Source organism: Actinokineospora sp. NPDC051303 (assembly GCF_055586285.1).
The window spans coordinates 1-18,816 of record NZ_JBVJIN010000046.1 but is presented as its reverse complement, the minus strand read 5'-3'; the positions used below and the strand labels follow the sequence as shown (position 1 = coordinate 18,816).

General features: G+C 70.4%; 12 protein-coding genes. 4 read left to right on the top strand and 8 right to left on the bottom strand.

Going from position 1 to position 18,816, the window contains the following annotated elements:
- Positions 1-848 precede the first annotated feature (848 nt).
- The 3 genes from ACZ6SD_RS26510 (at position 849) to ACZ6SD_RS26500 (ending at position 5,235) form a co-directional block, all read left to right on the top strand.
- Entirely contained in the window at positions 849-4,535 is a 3,687-nt protein-coding gene (locus tag ACZ6SD_RS26510; protein ID WP_465319707.1) for a multifunctional oxoglutarate decarboxylase/oxoglutarate dehydrogenase thiamine pyrophosphate-binding subunit/dihydrolipoyllysine-residue succinyltransferase subunit, read from the top strand.
- 68 nt (positions 4,536-4,603) lie between these two features.
- Entirely contained in the window at positions 4,604-4,780 is a 177-nt protein-coding gene (locus ACZ6SD_RS26505) for a DUF6104 family protein (RefSeq protein WP_091452375.1), read from the top strand.
- 74 nt (positions 4,781-4,854) lie between these two features.
- Entirely contained in the window at positions 4,855-5,235 is a 381-nt protein-coding gene (locus tag ACZ6SD_RS26500; protein WP_465319706.1) for a hypothetical protein, read from the top strand.
- Between the two features lie 26 nt (positions 5,236-5,261).
- Here ACZ6SD_RS26500 and ACZ6SD_RS26495 read toward each other — a convergent pair whose 3' ends face one another.
- The 3 genes from ACZ6SD_RS26495 to ACZ6SD_RS26485 all read right to left on the bottom strand — a co-directional run bounded on the left by ACZ6SD_RS26495 (position 5,262) and on the right by ACZ6SD_RS26485 (position 8,429).
- Complete coding sequence (locus ACZ6SD_RS26495) at positions 5,262-6,896, bottom strand: SulP family inorganic anion transporter (protein ID WP_465319705.1); 1,635 nt, start codon at positions 6,894-6,896, stop codon at positions 5,262-5,264.
- A 73-nt stretch (positions 6,897-6,969) separates the two neighbouring features.
- Positions 6,970-7,263: a hypothetical protein gene (locus ACZ6SD_RS26490; protein WP_465319704.1), complete on the bottom strand. Its 294-nt coding sequence runs from the start codon at positions 7,261-7,263 to the stop codon at positions 6,970-6,972.
- A gap of 173 nt (positions 7,264-7,436) precedes the next feature.
- Positions 7,437-8,429, bottom strand: a complete 993-nt coding sequence (locus ACZ6SD_RS26485) for an aldo/keto reductase (protein WP_465319703.1) — start codon at positions 8,427-8,429, stop codon at positions 7,437-7,439.
- 99 nt (positions 8,430-8,528) lie between these two features.
- Between ACZ6SD_RS26485 and ACZ6SD_RS26480 the strand changes: the two genes are divergently transcribed.
- Entirely contained in the window at positions 8,529-11,396 is a 2,868-nt protein-coding gene (locus ACZ6SD_RS26480) for an NACHT domain-containing protein (RefSeq protein ID WP_465319702.1), read from the top strand.
- On the opposite strand, the gene hutI is transcribed toward ACZ6SD_RS26480, so the two are convergent.
- The 5 genes from hutI to hutH are packed head-to-tail and all read right to left on the bottom strand — an operon-like array spanning position 11,344 to position 18,217.
- Positions 11,344-12,501 (bottom strand): imidazolonepropionase, encoded by a 1,158-nt coding sequence (gene hutI / locus ACZ6SD_RS26475; RefSeq protein WP_465319701.1) that lies wholly within the window; start codon positions 12,499-12,501, stop codon positions 11,344-11,346. The genes ACZ6SD_RS26480 and hutI overlap by 53 nt on opposite strands.
- Positions 12,498-13,799 (bottom strand): formimidoylglutamate deiminase, encoded by a 1,302-nt coding sequence (locus ACZ6SD_RS26470; RefSeq protein WP_465319700.1) that lies wholly within the window; start codon positions 13,797-13,799, stop codon positions 12,498-12,500. Before ACZ6SD_RS26470 ends, hutI begins: the two co-directional genes overlap by 4 nt.
- Complete coding sequence (locus tag ACZ6SD_RS26465) at positions 13,796-14,986, bottom strand: allantoate amidohydrolase (RefSeq protein WP_465319699.1); 1,191 nt, start codon at positions 14,984-14,986, stop codon at positions 13,796-13,798. Before ACZ6SD_RS26465 ends, ACZ6SD_RS26470 begins: the two co-directional genes overlap by 4 nt.
- Complete coding sequence (gene hutU / locus ACZ6SD_RS26460; protein ID WP_465319698.1) at positions 14,983-16,638, bottom strand: urocanate hydratase; 1,656 nt, start codon at positions 16,636-16,638, stop codon at positions 14,983-14,985. Before hutU ends, ACZ6SD_RS26465 begins: the two co-directional genes overlap by 4 nt.
- 46 nt (positions 16,639-16,684) lie before the next feature.
- On the bottom strand, positions 16,685-18,217 hold the full coding sequence (gene hutH / locus ACZ6SD_RS26455; RefSeq protein ID WP_465319697.1) for a histidine ammonia-lyase: 1,533 nt from the start codon (positions 18,215-18,217) through the stop codon (positions 16,685-16,687).
- Positions 18,218-18,816 lie beyond the last annotated feature (599 nt).

Here is an 18,816-nt window from a genome sequence, read left to right as displayed (position 1 = left end):
GCGAGCAGAGCCGACGCGGGCTATACGGGCCGGCCATAGGAGGGGCGAGTGTCCCTATCCTCTCCGCCGTTGGTCCTGCTCGCGCCTCGCCCACGTGGGCGAGTTCGTGCCTCGGCAGCAGCCTGCTTGCTCGCATCGCCGCGCGTTCAGCTACGGCCAGCGGCAGGTCAGCGGCCGGGCGCTGGCGACTGGGGCCACCACCCTGGTCGCCCAGCGGCGAGCACCCAAGCACCACCCAAAGGCACTCCGGCCTGGGGCGATTCCGCATACCCCGCCAGCGGGCGTGTCCGCGTGCCCCAAGCCGCGGCCGGTAACCAGCAGTCACCACACCTCACCTGGGCAGAGCGCGGGCAAGCGGGGCGAACCGAGGTCAGGCCGCGGGCGGAACGGGGCTCCATCGGGCCGTGCCGGGATTCCGGCAGGAATGACAGCTACCCGATCGAGTGGTCCATTACCTCACTTTGCACGACCTCACGCAGTGAAGTCGGGGAACGACCATTCGGCTTCCGTTACCCGACGGTGGGGCTTAGGGTGGCGACCATTCGGCGACCGTTCGGCGATCCGCTGGGCGGGGCCAAATTCACCCGACCGGCCTAGCGCCAAAGACCGCCAAATGGGTGCCTCCAGACCGGAGTAGCGCACCTAATCGGTATCTCAACCGATTCAGTGCCGTACGCCACTCATGAGGTGGCTCACGGGGGTCCGGTTGGGTGACCAGCGTCCTGACCGGGGGACTAGCCTGGTGGGGAGTGCGTTCAATACGAGATCGAGATGGATAGAGGCGAGAGCCAGCCGTGTCCAGCAGTCCTGCGTCACAGTTCGGTGCGAACGAGTGGCTAGTCGAAGAGATGTACGAGCAATTCCTCGCGGATCCCTCGTCGGTGGATCCCGCTTGGCACGATTTCTTCGCGGACTACAAGCCAACACCGCGGGCGGCGAGTCAGGGCGCCGCGCAGGCCAAGGCCGCGGGGAGTGACACGACTGGCGGCGCCTCCACGCAGACCGCCACGAAGCCCGCGCCCAGCGGTCCGCCGAAGAGCAGCGCGCCGTCCACCAACGGACAGGCGCCGCCCCCGGTGAAGGCGACGACGTCCCCGGCCGCCCCGTCGGCCGCGCCAGCGAAGTCCGCTGAGGCGGTCGCGCCGCCGAACAACAAGGCGCCAGCCAAGGGGTCCGTCGCGGACGGCAAGGGCGAGGAGCGCAAGCCGCTGCGCGGGCCCGCCGCCGCGATCGCGAAGAACATGAACGCGTCGCTGGGGCTGCCGACCGCGACGAGTGTGCGCGCGGTGCCCGCGAAGCTGCTCGCGGACAACCGGATCGTGATCAACAACCACCTCAAGCGGACCCGGGGCGGGAAGGTCTCCTTCACCCACCTCATCGGGTACGCGATGGTGCGCGCCCTTGAGGCGTACCCGAACATGAACCGGCACTACGCCGAGGTCGACAACAAGGCCTTCGCGGTCACCCCGGAGCATGTCAACCTGGGCCTGGCGATCGACCTGCCGGGCAAGGACGGCTCGCGCAACCTGGTCGTCGCGGCCATCAAGGGCTGCGAGGGCATGTCCTTCCAGCAGTTCTGGCAGGCGTACGAGGACCTGATCCGCAAGGCCCGCAACGGCGCGCTGACCGCGGACGACTTCTCCGGCACCACCATCTCGCTGACCAACCCCGGCGGCATCGGCACCAACCACTCGGTGCCGCGCCTGTCGGTCGGGCAGGGCGCGATCCTGGGCGTCGGCGCGATGGAGTACCCGGCGCCGTTCCAGGGCGCGGCGGAGAAGACCCTGGTCGAGATGGGCATCAGCAAGATCATCACGCTGACCTCGACCTACGACCACCGCATCATCCAGGGCGCGGAGTCCGGCGAGTTCCTGCGCGAGATCCACCGCCTGCTGCTCGGCGAAGACGGCTTCTACGACGACATCTTCACCTCCCTGCGGATTCCGTACGAGCCGATCCGCTGGATGGAGGACTTCGCCGAGGGCCCGGTCGACAAGACCGCCCGGGTGCTGGGCCTGATCGACGCGTTCCGCACCCGCGGCCACCTGATGGCCGACACCGACCCGCTGAACTACCGGCAGCGCAAGCACGAGGACCTCGACGTCCTCTCGCACGGGCTGACCCTGTGGGACCTCGACCGGGAGTTCCCGGTCGGCGGGTTCGCGGGCAAGGAGCGAATGAAGCTGCGCGACGTGCTCGGCGTGCTGCGCGACTCCTACTGCCGGACCGTCGGCGTCGAGTACACCTACATCCTGGACCCGGCCGAGCGCCGCTGGATTCAGGACCGGGTCGAGGTGCCGCACGAGAAGCCCCCGGCCGCCGTGCAGAAGTACGTGCTGTCCAAGCTCAACGCCGCCGAGGCGTTCGAGACGTTCCTGCAGACCAAGTACGTCGGGCAGAAGCGGTTCTCGCTCGAAGGCGGCGAGTCGGTCATCCCGCTGCTGGACACCGTGCTCGACAAGGCCGCCGAGTACGAGTTGGACGAGGTCGTCATCGGCATGCCGCACCGCGGCCGCCTCAACGTGCTGGCCAACATCGTCGGCAAGCCGATCTCGCAGATCTTCCAGGAGTTCGAGGGCAACCTCGACCCGGGCCAGGCGCACGGCTCCGGTGACGTGAAGTACCACCTGGGCGCGGAGGGCAAGTACTTCCGGATGTTCGGCGACGGCGAGACCAAGGTGTCGCTGACGGCGAACCCGTCGCACCTGGAGACCGTCGACCCGGTCCTCGAAGGCATCGTCCGCGCGAAGCAGGACCTGCTCGACAAGGGCGGCGAGGGCTTCACCGTTCTCCCGGTCGCGCTGCACGGTGACGCGGCGTTCGCCGGTCAGGGCGTGGTCGCCGAGACGCTGAACCTGGCGCTGCTGCGCGGCTACCGCACCGGCGGCACCGTGCACGTGATCATCAACAACCAGGTCGGCTTCACCACGGCCCCGGAGCACTCGCGCTCCAGCCAGTACGCGACCGACGTGGCGAAGATGATCCAGGCTCCGGTGTTCCACGTGAACGGCGACGACCCGGAGGCGTGCTACTGGGTGGCGCGGCTGGCCATGGACTACCGGCAGACGTTCAACAAGGACGTCGTCATCGACCTGGTCTGCTACCGCCGCCGCGGCCACAACGAGGGCGACGACCCGTCGATGACCCAGCCCGGCATGTACGACATCATCGACACCAAGCGCTCGGTCCGGAAGGGCTACACCGAGGCGCTGATCGGGCGCGGCGACATCTCCGTCGAGGAGGCCGAGAAGGCGCTGCGCGACTTCTCCAGCCAGCTTGAGCACGTGTTCAACGAGGTCCGGGAGCTGGAGAAGCACCCGATCTCGCCGAGCCCGTCGGTCGAGGCAGAGCAGCAGGTGCCCGCGAAGCTGGCGACCGGCGTGGACCGCTCGGTCCTGGAGCGCATCGGCGACGCGCACGTGATCCTGCCCGAGGGCTTCACCCCGCACCCGAGGGTCAAGCCGGTGCTGGAGCGGCGGGCGAAGATGTCCCGCGAGGGCGGCATCGACTGGGCGTACGGCGAGCTGCTGGCGTTCGGGTCGCTGACCATGGAGGGCCGCATGGTCCGCCTGGCTGGCCAGGACTCGCGGCGCGGCACGTTCACCCAGCGGCACGCGGCGATCATCGACCGCAAGTCCGGCCGGGAGTACCTGCCGCTGCAGAACCTCGCCGAGGGCCAGGGCAAGTTCATGGTCTACGACTCCGCGCTGTCGGAGTACGCGGCGCTGGGCTTCGAGTACGGCTACTCGGTGGCGAACCCGGACGCGTTGGTGCTGTGGGAGGCGCAGTTCGGCGACTTCGTCAACGGCGCGCAGTCGGTCATCGACGAGTACATCTCCTCCAGCGAGGCCAAGTGGGGCCAGCTCTCCGACGTGGTCGTGCTGCTGCCGCACGGGCACGAGGGCCAGGGCCCCGACCACACCTCGGGCCGCATCGAGCGCTGGTTGCAGCTGTGCGCCGAGGGCTCGATGACCGTGGCGGTGCCCTCGACCCCGGCGAACTACTTCCACCTGCTGCGCAGGCACGCGCTCGACGGCGTGCAGCGTCCGCTGGTGGTGTTCACGCCGAAGTCGATGCTGCGCAACAAGGCCGCGGTCAGCCCGGTGGAGGACTTCCTTGAGGGCACCCGGTTCGAGTCGGTGATCGATGACCCGACCGTGCCGGACCCGGCCGCGGTCACGAAGCTGCTGTTCGTCTCGGGCAAGCTGTACTACGAGCTTGCCGCGGAGAAGGAGAAGCGCGGCGCGTCCGACACCGCCATCGTGCGGGTCGAGCAGCTCTACCCGGTGCCGGAGCGCAAGCTCGGCGCGGTGTTCGACCGCTACAGCCACGTCTCGGACGTGCGGTGGGTTCAGGAGGAGCCCGCGAACCAGGGCTCTTGGCCGTTCTACGGCCTGAACCTGCCGGAGATGTTCCCGGACCGGCTCACCCGGATCACCCGCGTGTCGCGGCGGCCGATGTCGGCGCCGTCCGCCGGGTCGAGCAAGGTGCACGAGCTTGAGCAGCGGGCGCTGATCGCGAAGGCGTTCGAGTAAAGACAGTCAGTTGACGGGGCCGCCGGAGCACTCCTTCGGCGGCCCCGCCTTCTTCCCAGGAGTTCCACGTGTATTTCACCGATCGCGGGATCGAAGAGCTGGAGGAACGCCGCGGCGAGGAGGAGGTCACCCTCGCGTGGCTGGCCGACCGCCTGCGCGCGTTTGTCGACGCCAACCCGGACTTCGAGACCCCCATCGAGCGGCTGGCCACCTTCCTCGCCCGTGACGAGGACGTCGAGGACTAGCAGGACTCCGGCCGACCGGAGCCCGATGACCGGACCGCCCGCGCTGACCGGGGTGGCACCCATATGCTGCGTGCGTGGGTATCTTCACTCTGCTGCTCCTGCTGATCGGGCTCGGCGGCGCCATCACGGCGGTCCTCGTGTTCACCTTGAGCAACAAGCCGAAACCGCCGCCGATGCCGCCGGGGTACTACCCGCCGCAGGGCATGGGCTATCCGCCGCCTGGTTATCCCCCGCAGCCCGGCTATCCGCCGCCCGGTTACCCGCCGCAGCCAGGGATGCCGCCCATGGGCGCGCCGGGGATGCCCGGGGGACCGCAGGGAATGCCGGGTGGGCACTACCCGCCGGGACCGGGCACGCCGCCGCCCGGAATGCCCGCCGCCGGTCCGGGCACGCCGCCCCCGGGGATGCCCGGTCCGGGCGGACCTCAGCCAGGGCCGCCGCCCGGACACCACTGAGCGGTCTCTCCGGCTGACGCCCGCGGTCAGCTCCGCCGTCTGCGGCGGGTGGCGTGCGGGTGGTCGGAGACCGGTGCGAGCTGGTCGAGCCCGTCGACGGTCACGGTCGCCGCGGGCAGTTCCTTGGCCAGCTCGTCCAGCCGGGCCAGGAACGTGTGGTCCACGATCGCCGCGTCGCGGACATCGATCACGACCTCGCGGATGTCCCCGTCCGCCTGGGCAAGGACGCGGCGCAGCGGGAGCAGCACCGGGAAGATCGCCGCGCCGGGAACCCGGACCCGCAGGACGGCGCCGTCGCGGGTGATCTCGGGGCGCGGGCGCAGGAACGCGGGCAGCGGCACGCCGCGGACGAGGTGCAGCACGATCTTGAGGCCGAGACCGGCCGCGACGCCGATGAGCAGGTCGGTGGCGAGGGTGACCAGCAGGGTCGTGAGGAACAGGGCGAGCTGGTCCCAGCCCAGGCTCGCGGCGTGCCGGAACTCGCTCGGCGAGGCGAGGCGGAAGCCGGTGTAGACCAGCATCGCGGCCAGCGCGGCGAGCGGGATGGTCTGCACGACGCCGGGGATGAGCGCGACGAACAGCAGCAGGATCGCGCCGTGGCAGACGTTGGACCAGCGGGTGGTCGCGCCGGAGTCCAGGTTGGCCTTGCTGCGCACGATCTCGGAGATCATCGGCAGGCCGCCGATCATGGCCGAGGTCAGGTTGCCCGCGCCGATGGCGAGCAGGTCGCGGTTGAGGTCGGACGACCCTTTCGCCGGGTCCATCGAATCCACTGCGAGCACGGTGAGGGTGGACTCGATGGTGCCGATGAGCGCGAACATCACCACGTACTGCACCGACGTGCCGCTGAGGATCTGAGAGAAGTCCGGGAACGTGACGGCGTCGAGCAGCGAGCCGGGCAGCCGGACCAGGTACTCGGGGCCGAGGTGGTGGTTGGCTTCGAGGAACCGGTAGTCGTGCGGGCGGTCGAGGTGCAGCCACAGGCCGATGGGGATGGCCACCGCGAGGACGACCAGCGGGGCGGGCACAGCCTTGCTCCAGCGGGCGCGCGCCAGCGGCAGGCCGAACAGGATGAGCAGCGACAGCGCGCCCACCAGCAGGATCAGCGGGTTGGCGTGGGTGAGGCTGTGCGGGATCTCGGCGAGCAGGCCGAAGGAGGTCTCGGCTTCGGGTTTGACGCCCAGCACGATGTGCGCCTGTTTGGCGATGATGATGACGCCGATCGCGGCCAGCATCCCGTGCACGACCGAGGGCGACATGGCCACCCCGACGCCCGCGGCGCGCGCCAGGCCGAACAGGATCTGGATCAGCGCCGCGACCACGCCCACCGCCAGGGCGCGCCGGTAGCCCGCGACGAGGTCGCCCTGGCCGAGGTCGTGCACGGCGCCCACGGCGATGACGATCAGCCCGGCGGCGGGTCCCTTGATGGTCAGCGGCGCCCCGCCGAGCAGACCGCCGAGGACACCGCCGACGATGGCGGTGAGCACGCCCGCGACCGGTGGGAATCCGCTGGCCACCGCGATCCCCAGGCACAGCGGCAGCGCGATGAGCGAGACCAGGAAACCGGCCTTGAGGTCCGATTTCGGAAACCGGCGGACCGGTGACGCCGCCCCGACCGGGTCGTGGTCGGATTGTCGGGTTCGGTCGGATTTACGGCGCATGGAATTGTCCTTTTTCGGGCGCGACAGGGCCGCCGAAGTCGCTATTTCGACCACGGCTGAGCGGGAAGTGGAATCAGCGCACGGCAGGCGGAGCGCGGGCGATTTCCCTGTCGACGCGCGTGGAGAGCACGGTCGCCCAGGGCCTCGCGGCGGGCGGGGAACCCCGGTCCACGGGCGCGACCGCGGCGGCGAACACGGCGGCGTCGTCGGCGAACTCCGTGTCACCCAAGGCGGATGCGGGTGTCAGCGGATCAAGGAAGGATTCCTGTCCGGTGCTCTCCCGAGCGGGGAGAGGCTCGATGAGCGGCACGCCGGACAGGACGGCGAGGCCGATGAGCGCGGCGAAGAAGAGTCCGAGCGCGCGCACTGAGCCTCCCCCCGAAACGGAACCCCGATTGTCGGGGGCGGCGAATAATGCCGCCTTCCGCGATCAGTCTCAGCGATGATCGCGGGTACGCGGAAGGGGGGTCAAGAGAATCTTATTCGCTTTTAAACACATAGTGACATAGTGCACTGCGTCCGAACGTGGTCCCGGTCCGCCTACCAGGCGTAAGCCTCGGGGGCGGGTTTCGCGCCGTTGGGCGCGGGCGGTGGGAACAGTTCGTCCAGTTTCGCCAGCGTGTCGGAGTTCATCGGGATCTTCAGGGCGCGCAGTGAGCCGTCCAACTGGTCGACGGTGCGCGGCCCGATGATGGGCCCGGTCACCCCCTCCTGGGCGAGCAGCCACGCCAGCCCGACGTGGGCCGGGTCCTCGCCGAGGTCGGCGCACAGCTTCTCGTAGGCCTCGATGGCGTCCCGGTGCTTGGCCAGCGCCTCCCCCGACCGCCCGGACAGCCCGCGCGAGCCGCCGCCCTCCCGCTGCTTGCGCAACACCCCGCCGAGCACCCCGCCGTGCAGCGGTGACCAGGGGATGACCCCGAGCCCGTAGTGCCGGGCGGCGGGCAGCACCTCAAGTTCCACCCATCGGGTGAGCAGGTTGTAGATCGACTGCTCGGACACCAGCCCGAGGAAACGCCGCTCCCGCGCCGCCTCCTGCGCCTGCGCGATGTGCCACCCGGCGAAGTTGGACGAGCCGAAGTACAGCACCTTGCCCTGCTGCCGCAGGACGGAGAACGCCTCCCAGACCTCCTCCCACGGCGTGGCCCGGTCGACGTGGTGCATCTGGTAGAGGTCGATGTAGTCGGTCCGCAGCCGCTTGAGGGAAGCGTCGGCGGCCCGGCGGATGTTCAGCGCGGACAGGAAGGTCTCGTTGGGCCAGTCGCCCATGCTGCCGTAGAGCTTGGTCGCCAGCACGGTCTTCTCCCGCCGCCCGCCGCCCTGGGCGAACCACCGGCCGATGATCTGCTCGGTGATCCCCTCGCCCTTCTGCCAGCCGTAGACGTTGGCGGTGTCGAAGAAGTTGATGCCGTGCTCCAGCGCCCGATCCATGATCGAGTGGCTGTCGGCTTCGGTGGTCTCCGGTCCGAAGTTCATGGTGCCGAGGACCAGCCGGGATACCGACAGACCGCTGCGGCCGAGGTGCGTGTACTCCATAACGCCAACCTAACCCCGGACTTGCTCCAGCTCAGGCTGAAACAATCCGTCAAGATCGCCGACGCCGTAGGGTGCACGCTGGTTGGTGGAGGGGGCGGGATGGCGGGATTAACCGACGTGATCGGGTTGGTCGGAGGCGCCACGGCCGTGGCGGCGTCCATCGGCCTCCTCGTCGTCTCGCGGGTGCGGCGGGCGGGCGCGGCTGGCGGGCCGGGTGATGAGGGGTTCGCCGGGGAGTATCGGGCGTTCGTGCTTGCCACATTGCGGTATCTCGATCTCAAGGGCTTGCAGACGCTGAGCCATTCCGGGCTGGAACTGGACGAGGTCTACGTCGACGTCAGTCTCGCGCAGCGGGCGCCGCAGCAGATCGGGGCCGATGTGCTGGCGTTCGTGCCCGCGAGTGTGCGGGAGCGGCACCGCATCGACCGGTTTCTCGACCAGCCGGAGCCGCGCATCCTCGCCGTGGTCGGCGGGCCGGGGACGGGGAAGACGACGCTGCTGCGCAAGGTGGCGCGGGAGGTGTGCCAGGCGCACGCCGACCGCAGGCGGGAGTTCCCGGTCCTGCTCTACCTGCGCGACCATGTGACCTCGATCGTCGCCGACCCGGAGGTGGCGCTGCCGACGCTGATCCGCGCGAAGCTCGGCAGGCACGCGGCGGCCGAACCGCAGGGGTGGTTTGACGAGCAGTTGGTCAACGGGCGCTGTGTGGTGATGCTCGACGGCCTGGACGAGGTCGCCCGGCAGGAGGACCGCAGGCGCGTCTCCACCTGGGTCGAGCACCAGGTCCGGCAGTACCCGAAGAACGACTTCGTCATCACCTCCCGCCCCCAGGGGTACCTTGACGGCCCGATCGACGGCGCGACGGTGTTGCAGGTCCGGCCGTTCACCCCCGAGCAGGTGCGCGCCTTCGTGCGGGGCTGGTACCTGGCCCTGGTGGAACGCGGAACCGGCGAAACCGACGACGAGTTGCGCGCCCGCGCCGAGGCCGACGCTGAGGACCTGCTGACCCGGCTCGACGCCGCGCCCGCGTTGACCGATCTGACGGTGAACCCGTTGCTGCTCACCATGATCGCGACCGTGCACCGGTTCCGGGGCGCGCTGCCGGGCAGCCGGGCGGACCTGTACCGCGAGATCTGCGAAGTGATGCTGTGGCAACGGCAGAAGGCGAAGAACCTGCCGACCGGGGCGCAGAGCCAGTTCAAACTGGTGCTGCTGCGGCACATCGCGTACCTGATGATGACCTCCGGCATCCGGCAGCTGTCCCGAGAGGCGGTGCTGGACGAGTTCACCAAGATGCTGCGCCGGTTCTCGACCCCGTTGGGAGCGGCGGACTTCCTCACCGAAATCGTCTCCGACGGCCTGCTGGTGGAGTGGGAGAACAGCCAGTTCTCCTTCGCGCACCTGACTTTCCAGGAATACCTCGCCGCCGCCCACATCCGCGAAAAGGGCTTGGTAGACACCCTCGCCTACGCCATCGACAACGACTGGTGGCGCGAGACAACCCTGCTCTACACCGCGACCTCAGACGCCGATCCCATTGTGACGGCGTGCCTTGCCTCCGGCCGGGCGACCGCCCTGTCCCTGGCCTTCGACTGCCTGGCGCAGGGCAGCGAGATGTCCGAAGACCTGCGGGCAGAGCTGACCACCCTGCTGGAGTCCACAACGGACCCCAAGGCGATCCAACACCGTCAGGTGATCATGACCGTGCTGGCCCAGCGCTACCTGCGCGAGTTCGTGCGGACCAGCAAGGGCTCACTGGTCTGGCGCGAGCCCATTCCGGCGGCGCTGTACCGGCTTTTCCTGATCGACATCCACGCGCCGGGACCGATCCCTGCCTACGCCGAAGGCCCCGCGTTCGGTGTTCAGGAAGAGCACGTGAAGCGGTTTCTCCGTTGGTTCTGGAAGATCAGCGACCCGCGGTACGACATCCGGCTGCCGAGGCCGGACGAACTCGGCGATCCCGCGGTCCGCCCCCACGTCGAGGGGCTGGCCGTGTGGGCGGCCGAGCGAGAGCACCAGCTGACCCTGGTCGCGGAGCGCGACCACCCGTATCTGATCACGCCCGGGATGCTGACCGACGCCGTGCGCGCCGATTTCGACACGGCGCTGCTCACCCGGGTCGTGCTCGCGCACGCGGCCGTCCTTGCCGAACTGCTGGTCATGGAGCTCACCCCCTACCTGCGTGAAGCCAAGCAACCGGTTCCCCAGCGCCACCAGGCCCGGAAAATCTTCGCCGACCTTTGGGCCGCGCTCGACCTGGTGCAGCACCTCGATATCACCACTTATCTGGAGCGCGTAGGCCACGCAGCCCTGGATGGTATCGCGGTTAAGCTGGAAACACCTCAGTTGGAAGAGCCTTTCTCACTGACCGCCGCTAAGATGATGGAAAGCGCCAGGCAGTGGAGAGCCGCCGCCTTCGCTCAACAGATCGGCGGCAAGACTTCCAGCATCGCCGCAGTACTGACTACCCGCGGGAACCCCAGAACTCCGTTCACCTCACTGGCGGATTCGTGGGGCAACGCGCTGAGAACAGCGATTTCCACGGTCGGAGAGGTTCACCCCACCGCGTTCGGCCGCGAGTTCACCGCCCGTTTCCTGGTAGCCGCAGGAATAGCAGACCGACCTCGGCGGCCGGTTCTCAGCCGGAACGCCCTCGCGGCAACGCTCGCGTACATTCAGACCATCCCGATCTCGACGTGGTCCGATGCGATAGACAGGCTGGTCGATCTGACCCGGCAGCCGATCGAGACTGGTTGGCCGGTCTCCCCGTCCACGGCCGCACAGGTCCGTTTCCTCGCGCTGACCCTGGCAAGCAACACAGCCCGTCCGGAGAGGCAGCACTTTCACCAGATCGCGGTGGGGATCACGCTGTTGGAGCGGCAGACTTCCGGCCTGGTGCCGAGGACGGAAACCCTTATTCTCGCGGCGGACGAACCGGAGCACCTGAGCGCCACACCGCCCAGGTGAGGGGGACGCCGGGGCGGTAGGCGAGGTGGGTGGCCGAGGGGGCGTCGAGGACGTGCAGGTCGGCTCGGGCTCCCGGGCGGATTACGCCTACTTCGGTTTCGCGGCGTAGGGCTCGGGCGCCGCCCCAGGTGGCCGCTCGGACCGCTTCGGTCACCGACATGCGCATCTGGAGAACCGCTGTGGCCACGCAGAAAGCCATGGACGAGGTGTAGGACGAGCCCGGGTTGCAGTTGGTGGCCAGCGCTACGGTCGCGCCAGCGTCCAGGAGGGTTCTGGCGTCTGGGAGGGGCTGGCGCGTCGACAGGTCGCAGGCTGGCAGGAGGGTGGCCACCGTGTCGGAGTTCGCCAGGGCGTCTACATCGGACTCCGTCAGATAGGTGCAGTGGTCGACGCTGGCGGCGGACAGGTCCACGGCTAGGCGGACGCCGGGGCCGGGGGCCAGCTGGTTTCCGTGGACGCGGAGGCCGAGGCCGTGGGGGGCGGCAGCAGTGAGGACGTGGCGGGATTGGGTCTCATCGAAGGCGCCGGTTTCGCAGAAGACGTCGGCCCATTGGACGTAAGGTGCGACCGCGGTGAGCATGGGGCCGGATACGAGATCCACATAGGACTCTGGGGTGGTGTCGGGGGGAATCAGGTGCGCGCCCAGGTAGGTGACTTCGTCCGCGCACTCGGCGGCTATGCGGGCGCAGCGGGCTTCATCTTCCACGGTGAGGCCGTAGCCGGTTTTGGTTTCCAGGTAGGTGGTGCCCTGGGACACCGCTTCGGCCACGTGGCGGCGGAGGGTGGCGCGCAGGTCGTCGTCGGTGGCGGCGCGGGTGGCGGTGACGGTGGTGGTGATTCCGCCTGCCGTGTAGGGCTTTCCGGCCATGCGGGCGGTGAACTCGGCGGTGCGGTCGCCCGCGAAGACCAGGTGCGTGTGGCTGTCGACCCAGCCGGGGAGGGCGGCGCGGCCCGCCGCGTCGACTCGGGTGTCGGCGGGTGGGGCGGACTTCGCCGGGCCTGCCCAGGCGAACCGGTCGCCGTCCAGGACCACGGCCGCGTTGGTGATCACCTCGGGGTCGTCGTTGGTGGTGAGTTCGGCGATGTTGGTGATCAGGGTGCTCATGGGCGCTGTCCTTCGATCGCCGTGGTCAGGAGTTCCGCGATATCACCGAGGGTGTGGGTTCCGGACCTCACGACGACCTTGCCGCCGACGATCACGGTGTCCACATCGGACGCCGAAGCAGAAAGGACCGCTTGAGCGGGCAGGCTGCCCGCGGTGCGGGGGGTGTCTAGGCGGACGGTCACCAGATCCGCCGGGGCGCCGGGGGCGATGCGGCCCGCTTCCGGCCAGCCGAGGCTGGCGTGACCGGATGAGGTGAGGGCGGCGACCAATTCGGCCGGGGTGAAGCGGCCTCTGCGGCCGGTGCGGAGACGTTCGCCGTGCTCCAACGCGCGGGCCTCGCCCAGTGGGTCCACCACCGCGTGCTGGTCGCTGCCCAGCGACAGGGGGCAGCCCGCGTCGGCGAGTTCCCGGGCTGGGCCGATGCCGTCTGCGAGGTCGGCTTCCGTTGTGGGACAGAGGCAAACGCCAGTGCCGGTGGCACCGAGCAGGGCGATGTCGGCACCGGTCACGTGGGTGGCGTGGACGGCGGTCGTGCGGGGGCTGAGGACACCCGTGTCGGCCAGCAGTTCGGTGGGCGAGCGGCCGTAGGCGGTGCGACAAGCAGTGTTCTCGGCGGGCTGTTCAGACAGGTGGACGTGCAGCGGGCCCGCGAAACCCGCGACCACCGGCAGCGCCTCGCGCGGGACGGCGCGGACGGAGTGGATGGCCGCGCCGACCCGGGTGGTGGTGTCGGGGCGCAGGTCGGCGACGCGCTCGGCCCAGCGGTGGACGTCGTCGTCGGAGAAGCGTCGCTGGTGCGGGGACAGCGGCTGGTTGATTCCGCCTGCCAGGTAACAGGTGTCGAGCAGGGTGAGCCGGATTCCCGCCGCGCGGGCCGCCTCGATCAGGGCGTGGCCCATGGCGTTCGGGTCGGCGTACCGGGCGCCGCCGGGGGCGTGGTGGAGGTAGTGGAACTCGCCGACGCAGGTCACTCCGGCCAGAGCCATCTCCGCGTAGACCGCTTGGGCCAGCAGGAAGTACGAGTCCGGGGTCAGGCGTCCGGCCAGCTCGTACATCCGGCTTCGCCACGTCCAGAACGTGCCGCCGTCGTCGTGGGTCCGGCCGCGCAGGGCACGGTGGAAGGCGTGCGAGTGCGCGTTGGCGAACCCGGGAAACACCAATCCGGGCAACGTCACCGCGTCCGGCGGCTCAGCGTCCACTTGAGACACTGAAACGATAGAGCCGTCGGAGACGGTCACCAGGACGCCGGTGGCGACCCCATCGGGCAGCCAGGCGTGCTCGCACCAGTACGCGGTCATCGGGCCAGGTGGGCGAGGACGTCGGCGAGCGCGGCCACGCCCGCCGCGCAGTCGGCGGGCTCGGCGAACTCCTCCGGCGCGTGGCTGATACCGGTCGGGTTGCGCACGAACAGCATTGCCGTGGGCACGTGCGCGGCGAGGATGCCCGCGTCGTGGCCCGCGCCAGTGGGCAGGGCTGGCACGCCGCCCAGCGCGCGCGCCACCGCGTCGCGCAGCATCGGGTCGAAGACCACCTTGTCCCCGTACGACTCCTGGGTGACCGTGACCGCGCAGCCCTCGTCCGCCGCCGCGGCCTCCGCCGCCGCGGTGATGTCCGCGACGACCGCCTGGGTGCGCGCGTCGTCGTCCGCCCGCGCGTCCAACCAGATGTCCACAGTGGATGGAATGACGTTCGTGCCGCCCGGAGTCGGCACGATCCGGCCCACGGTGGCCCGCGCCCCCTCCACCGCGAGCGCGGCCCGGCGTGCGGCGACGACGACTTGGGCGGCGGCGACCATCGGGTCGCGCCGGTCGACCATGAGCGTCGCGCCCGCGTGGTTCCCCTCGCCGGTGAAGGTGAGCCGCCACCGGCCGTGGGCGAGGATGGACCGCGCCACCCCGACCGGGGCCGCCAGGTCGACCAGCCCCCGCCCCTGCTCGACGTGCAGCTCCACGAATGTCCCGATCCGCGCCAGCGCCGCGTCGTCCCGCCCCACCCGTGCGGGGTCGATTCCCGCCGCCCGCAGGGCCTCGGCCAGAGTCACACTGTCCGAATCGGACAGTCGCAAAGCCGTCTCGGGCGGCAGGGACCCGGTCAGCAGCCGTGAGCCGAGACACGCCACGCCGAAGCGCCCGCCCTCCTCTTCGGCGAACACCACGACCGCGAGCGGCCGTCCCGGCGTGAAACCCCGTTCTCGCAACAGGTCCACGGCTTCGAGCGCCGACACGACCCCCAACGGCCCGTCGAACGCGCCGCCGCCGGGAACGGAGTCCAAGTGGCTGCCGGTGACGACCGCGCCGTCCCCCGGCGGCCCCCACCACGCCCACAGGTTGCCGTTGCGGTCGCACTCGACGTCGAGCCCGTGCCGCCGCGCCTGCGCGGTGAACCACTCGCGTAGCGCCAGATCCGCGCGGTCGAACCCGTGCCGGGAGTACCCGCCGCGCCTCGGGTCCGCGCCGATCCCGGCGATCTCAGCCAGCCCGGTCACGGCCGCGCCATCGGGACGACGATGTCGTGCTCGTCCGCGACCTCGGCCGCCCGCTCGTAGCCCGCGTCCACGTGCCGCAGGACGCCGGTCGCCGGGTCGTTGGTCAGCACCCGCTCGATCTTCTGGCCCGCCAACGGCGTCCCGTCCGCCACGGTCACCTGGCCCGCGTGGATGGACCGGCCGATGCCAACCCCGCCGCCGTGGTGGATCGACACCCAACTGGCCCCCGACGCGGTGTTGACCAGCGCGTTAAGCAGCGGCCAGTCAGCGATCGCGTCGGACCCGTCCGCCATCGCCTCGGTCTCCCGGTACGGGGACGCGACCGAGCCGCAGTCGAGGTGGTCGCGCCCGATCACCACCGGCGCGGACAGCTCGCCGCTGGCCACCATGTCGTTGAACCGCAACCCCGCCAGGTGCCGCTCACCGTAGCCGAGCCAGCAGATGCGCGCCGGAAGCCCTTGGAACGCGACCTTTTCGCCCGCGAGGCGAATCCAGCGGGCCAGGGAATCGTTGTCCGGGAACAGATCCAGGATCGCCCGGTCGGTCGCGGCGATATCGGCCGGGTCGCCCGACAGCGCCGCCCAGCGGAACGGGCCCCGGCCCGCGCAGAACAGCGGCCGGATGTAGGCGGGCACGAAGCCAGGGAAGTCGAAGGCCCGCGCGCAGCCGCCGAGTTTGGCCTCGCCGCGGATCGAGTTGCCGTAGTCGAACACCTCCGCGCCCGCGTCGAGGAACCCGACCATCGCCTCGACGTGCTCGGCCATCGACGCCCGCGCCCGCTCGGTGAACTCGTCGGGCTTGGCCGCGGCGTAGTCGGCCCAGTCGTCCAGGGCCACCCCGCGCGGCAGGTACGCCAGCGGGTCGTGCGCGGAGGTCTGGTCGGTCACGATGTCGACCGCGACACCGCGCCGCAGCAGTTCCGGCAGCACCTCGGCGGCGTTGCCGATCATCCCGACCGACAGCGGCAGCCCGATCCGCTTGGCCCGCTCCACCCGCGCCACGGCGTCGTCGAGGTCGGCGGCCAGCTCGTCCAGATAACGGGTCTCCACGCGGCGGCGGGCGCGGGCCGGGTCGACCTCGACGCACAGCGCGACGCCGCCGTTCATGGTCACCGCAAGCGGTTGCGCGCCGCCCATTCCGCCCAGCCCCGCGGTCAGGGTCAGGGTTCCGCGCAGCGTGCCGCGAAAGCGCTTGGCCGCGACGGCAGCGAACGTCTCGTAGGTCCCCTGCAAGATGCCCTGCGTGCCGATGTAGATCCACGACCCGGCGGTCATCTGGCCGTACATCGTGAGCCCGGCCGCTTCGAGGCGGCGGAACTCCGGCCAGGTCGCCCAGTCGCCGACCAGGTTCGAGTTCGCGATCAGCACCCGAGGTGCCCACTCATGCGTGCGCAACACCCCGACCGGCTTGCCCGACTGCACCAGCAGCGTCTCGTCGTCGCCGAGCCCGGTCAGCTCCCGGGTGATCGCCGCGAAGCTCGCCCAGTCCCGCGCGGCCTTGCCGGTGCCGCCGTAGACGACCAGATCGGCTGGCCGCTCGGCGACCTCGGGGTCGAGGTTGTTGTGGAACATGCGCAACGCGGCCTCGGTCTGCCAGCTCCGGGCAGTGCGCGAAGTGCCGCGCGCGGCGCGGACGGGTCCGGGAGCGGTCACCGGGCCACCTCACTCATCCGCGACAAAGGTTCGTTCGCAGGCTCACTCATGAGACCTCCTGGTGGACGGCGGCGAGCAGGGCGCCGGAGCGGACGAGGTCTTCCGCCGCGGCGATCTCCGGGGCGAGGTGCCGGTCCGGCCCGGGACCGGGCACCCGGGCGCGCACGGCGGCCACGGCGGCGGCCGTCGCCGGGCCGGGGGTCAGCGGGGCACGCAGGTCGAGCGCGCGGGCGGCGGTCAGCAGTTCGACGGCGAGCACGGTGGTCAGCCCGTCGACGGCCCGGCGCAGCTTGCGCCCGGCCGACCAGCCCAGGGACACGTGGTCCTCCTGCATCGCCGAACTGGGGATCGAGTCGACCGACGCCGGGGCGGCCAGCCGTTTCAGCTCGGCGACCACCGCGGCCTGTGTGTACTGGGCGATCATGTGCCCGGAGTCCACCCCCGGGTCGGCGGCCAGGAACGGCGGCAGCCCGTGCGACCGGGCGACGTCGAGCATCCGGTCGGTGCGCCGCTCGGCCATGCTGGCGACATCGGCGACCGGGATGGCCAAGTAGTCCAGGGCGTAGGCCAGCGGAGCCCCGTGGAAGTTGCCGTTCGACTCAACCCGCCCGTCGGCGAGCACGACCGGGTTGTCCACCGCCGCCGCCAACTCCCGGTCGGCCACCGCCTCGGCGAACGCCACGACGTCCCGGGCCGCGCCGTGCACCTGCGGGGCGCACCGCAGCGAGTAGGCGTCCTGCACCCGGGTGCACCCCGGCCCCCGGTGACTGGCCACGATCGGCGAGTCGGCGAGGAAGGCCGCCATCCGCGCCGCCGACACCGCCTGCCCCGGGTGCGGGCGCAACGCCTGCAGGTCGGCGGCGAACACCCGGTCGGTCCCCAACAGCGCCTCCACGCTCATCGCCGCCGTGAGATCGGCGACGTCGAGCAGGGCGTTCAGGTCGCGCAGAGCCAGCACCAGCATGCCCAGCATCCCGTCGGTCCCGTTGATCAGCGCCAGCCCCTCCTTCTCGGCAAGCGTGACCGGCTCGATCCCCGCCGCCGCCAGCGCGTCAGCCGCCCCCCGCGACTCCCCCTCCCCATCACGCACGAGCCCTTCCCCGATCAACGCGAGCGCGACAGCCGCCAACGGCGCCAAATCCCCCGAACACCCCAACGACCCGTACTCGTGCACCACCGGCACGATCCCCGCGTTCACCATCGCGGCCAACGCCTCCACAGTGGACCGCCGAACCCCCGTCCGCCCCGTAGCCAGCGTCCGCAGCCGCAACACCATCAGCGCCCGCACCACCTCCGGCTCGACCTCAGCCCCCGCCCCCGCCGCGTGCGACCGCACCAACGACCGCTGCAACGCCGCCCGACTCTCCACCGGAATATGCCGAACCGCCAACGCCCCAAACCCCGTGGAAACCCCATAGGTAGGCACCGGCGCTTCCGCCAACCGCTCAACGTGCCTCCGAGCCACCCCCACCCCAGCCAGCGCCCCAGCCGTGACCTCCACAACCGCCCCACCCCGAGCAACAGCGACAACCTGCCCCCGACTCAGCGCCCCACCATCAAGCAGCACTCGTTCCCGCATGCCCCCATCTCAACCCCACCAGCCCCCCAGCACGACCTGGGATCGGGTGACACCGTCTGAAATCCCAGACACCCCAGTCCCGAAGACCACCATCGAGCGTCCCCCAAAAGCGGGAAGAGACGACGAACGTCCCGAAGAGACACAGCCCCTCCGGCTGACACACCCGACCTGCCCGGCGGAAGAGAGCGCGGAGAAGCCACTCGCCTCCCGCCAACGGCACTCAAAGCTGCCAGGAGCCAGAGGGGAAGAGGGGAAGAGGGGAAGAGGGGAAGAGGGGAAGAGGGAAGAGGGAAGAGGGAAGAGGGCAGAGGGCAGAGGGCAGAGGGCAGAGAAGTCAACTCGCCTTCCTGCCACCGCACCAGAGCTGCCAGAAGCCAGATCGGACGAAGGAACCACTCACCGCACCCGGCCCTGCCAGGCACTCGATGGCGCGGAACGAGCAGCGACACACACACGAAGCCGCACCCGGCCCTAACCACCTCCCCGCCAGGCCGCACCTACGCCCGCCCAGTGCTCGATGGGGTGGAGTGGTTTCTTTGGGGGAGAAGGAAGATCCCTAAACTCGCCGTGGTCGTGGGGCCGAAGGCACCCCACCCGTC

Coding starts and splice junctions, on each gene's coding strand:
- ACZ6SD_RS26510 (WP_465319707.1), top strand. CDS start 849: ATGTACGAGCAATTCCTCGCGGATCCCTCGTCGGTGGATCCCGCTTGG.
- ACZ6SD_RS26495 (WP_465319705.1), bottom strand. CDS start 6,896: ATGCGCCGTAAATCCGACCGAACCCGACAATCCGACCACGACCCGGTC.
- ACZ6SD_RS26485 (WP_465319703.1), bottom strand. CDS start 8,429: ATGGAGTACACGCACCTCGGCCGCAGCGGTCTGTCGGTATCCCGGCTG.
- ACZ6SD_RS26480 (WP_465319702.1), top strand. CDS start 8,529: ATGGCGGGATTAACCGACGTGATCGGGTTGGTCGGAGGCGCCACGGCC.
- hutI (WP_465319701.1), bottom strand. CDS start 12,501: ATGAGCACCCTGATCACCAACATCGCCGAACTCACCACCAACGACGAC.
- ACZ6SD_RS26470 (WP_465319700.1), bottom strand. CDS start 13,799: ATGACCGCGTACTGGTGCGAGCACGCCTGGCTGCCCGATGGGGTCGCC.
- hutH (WP_465319697.1), bottom strand. CDS start 18,217: ATGCGGGAACGAGTGCTGCTTGATGGTGGGGCGCTGAGTCGGGGGCAG.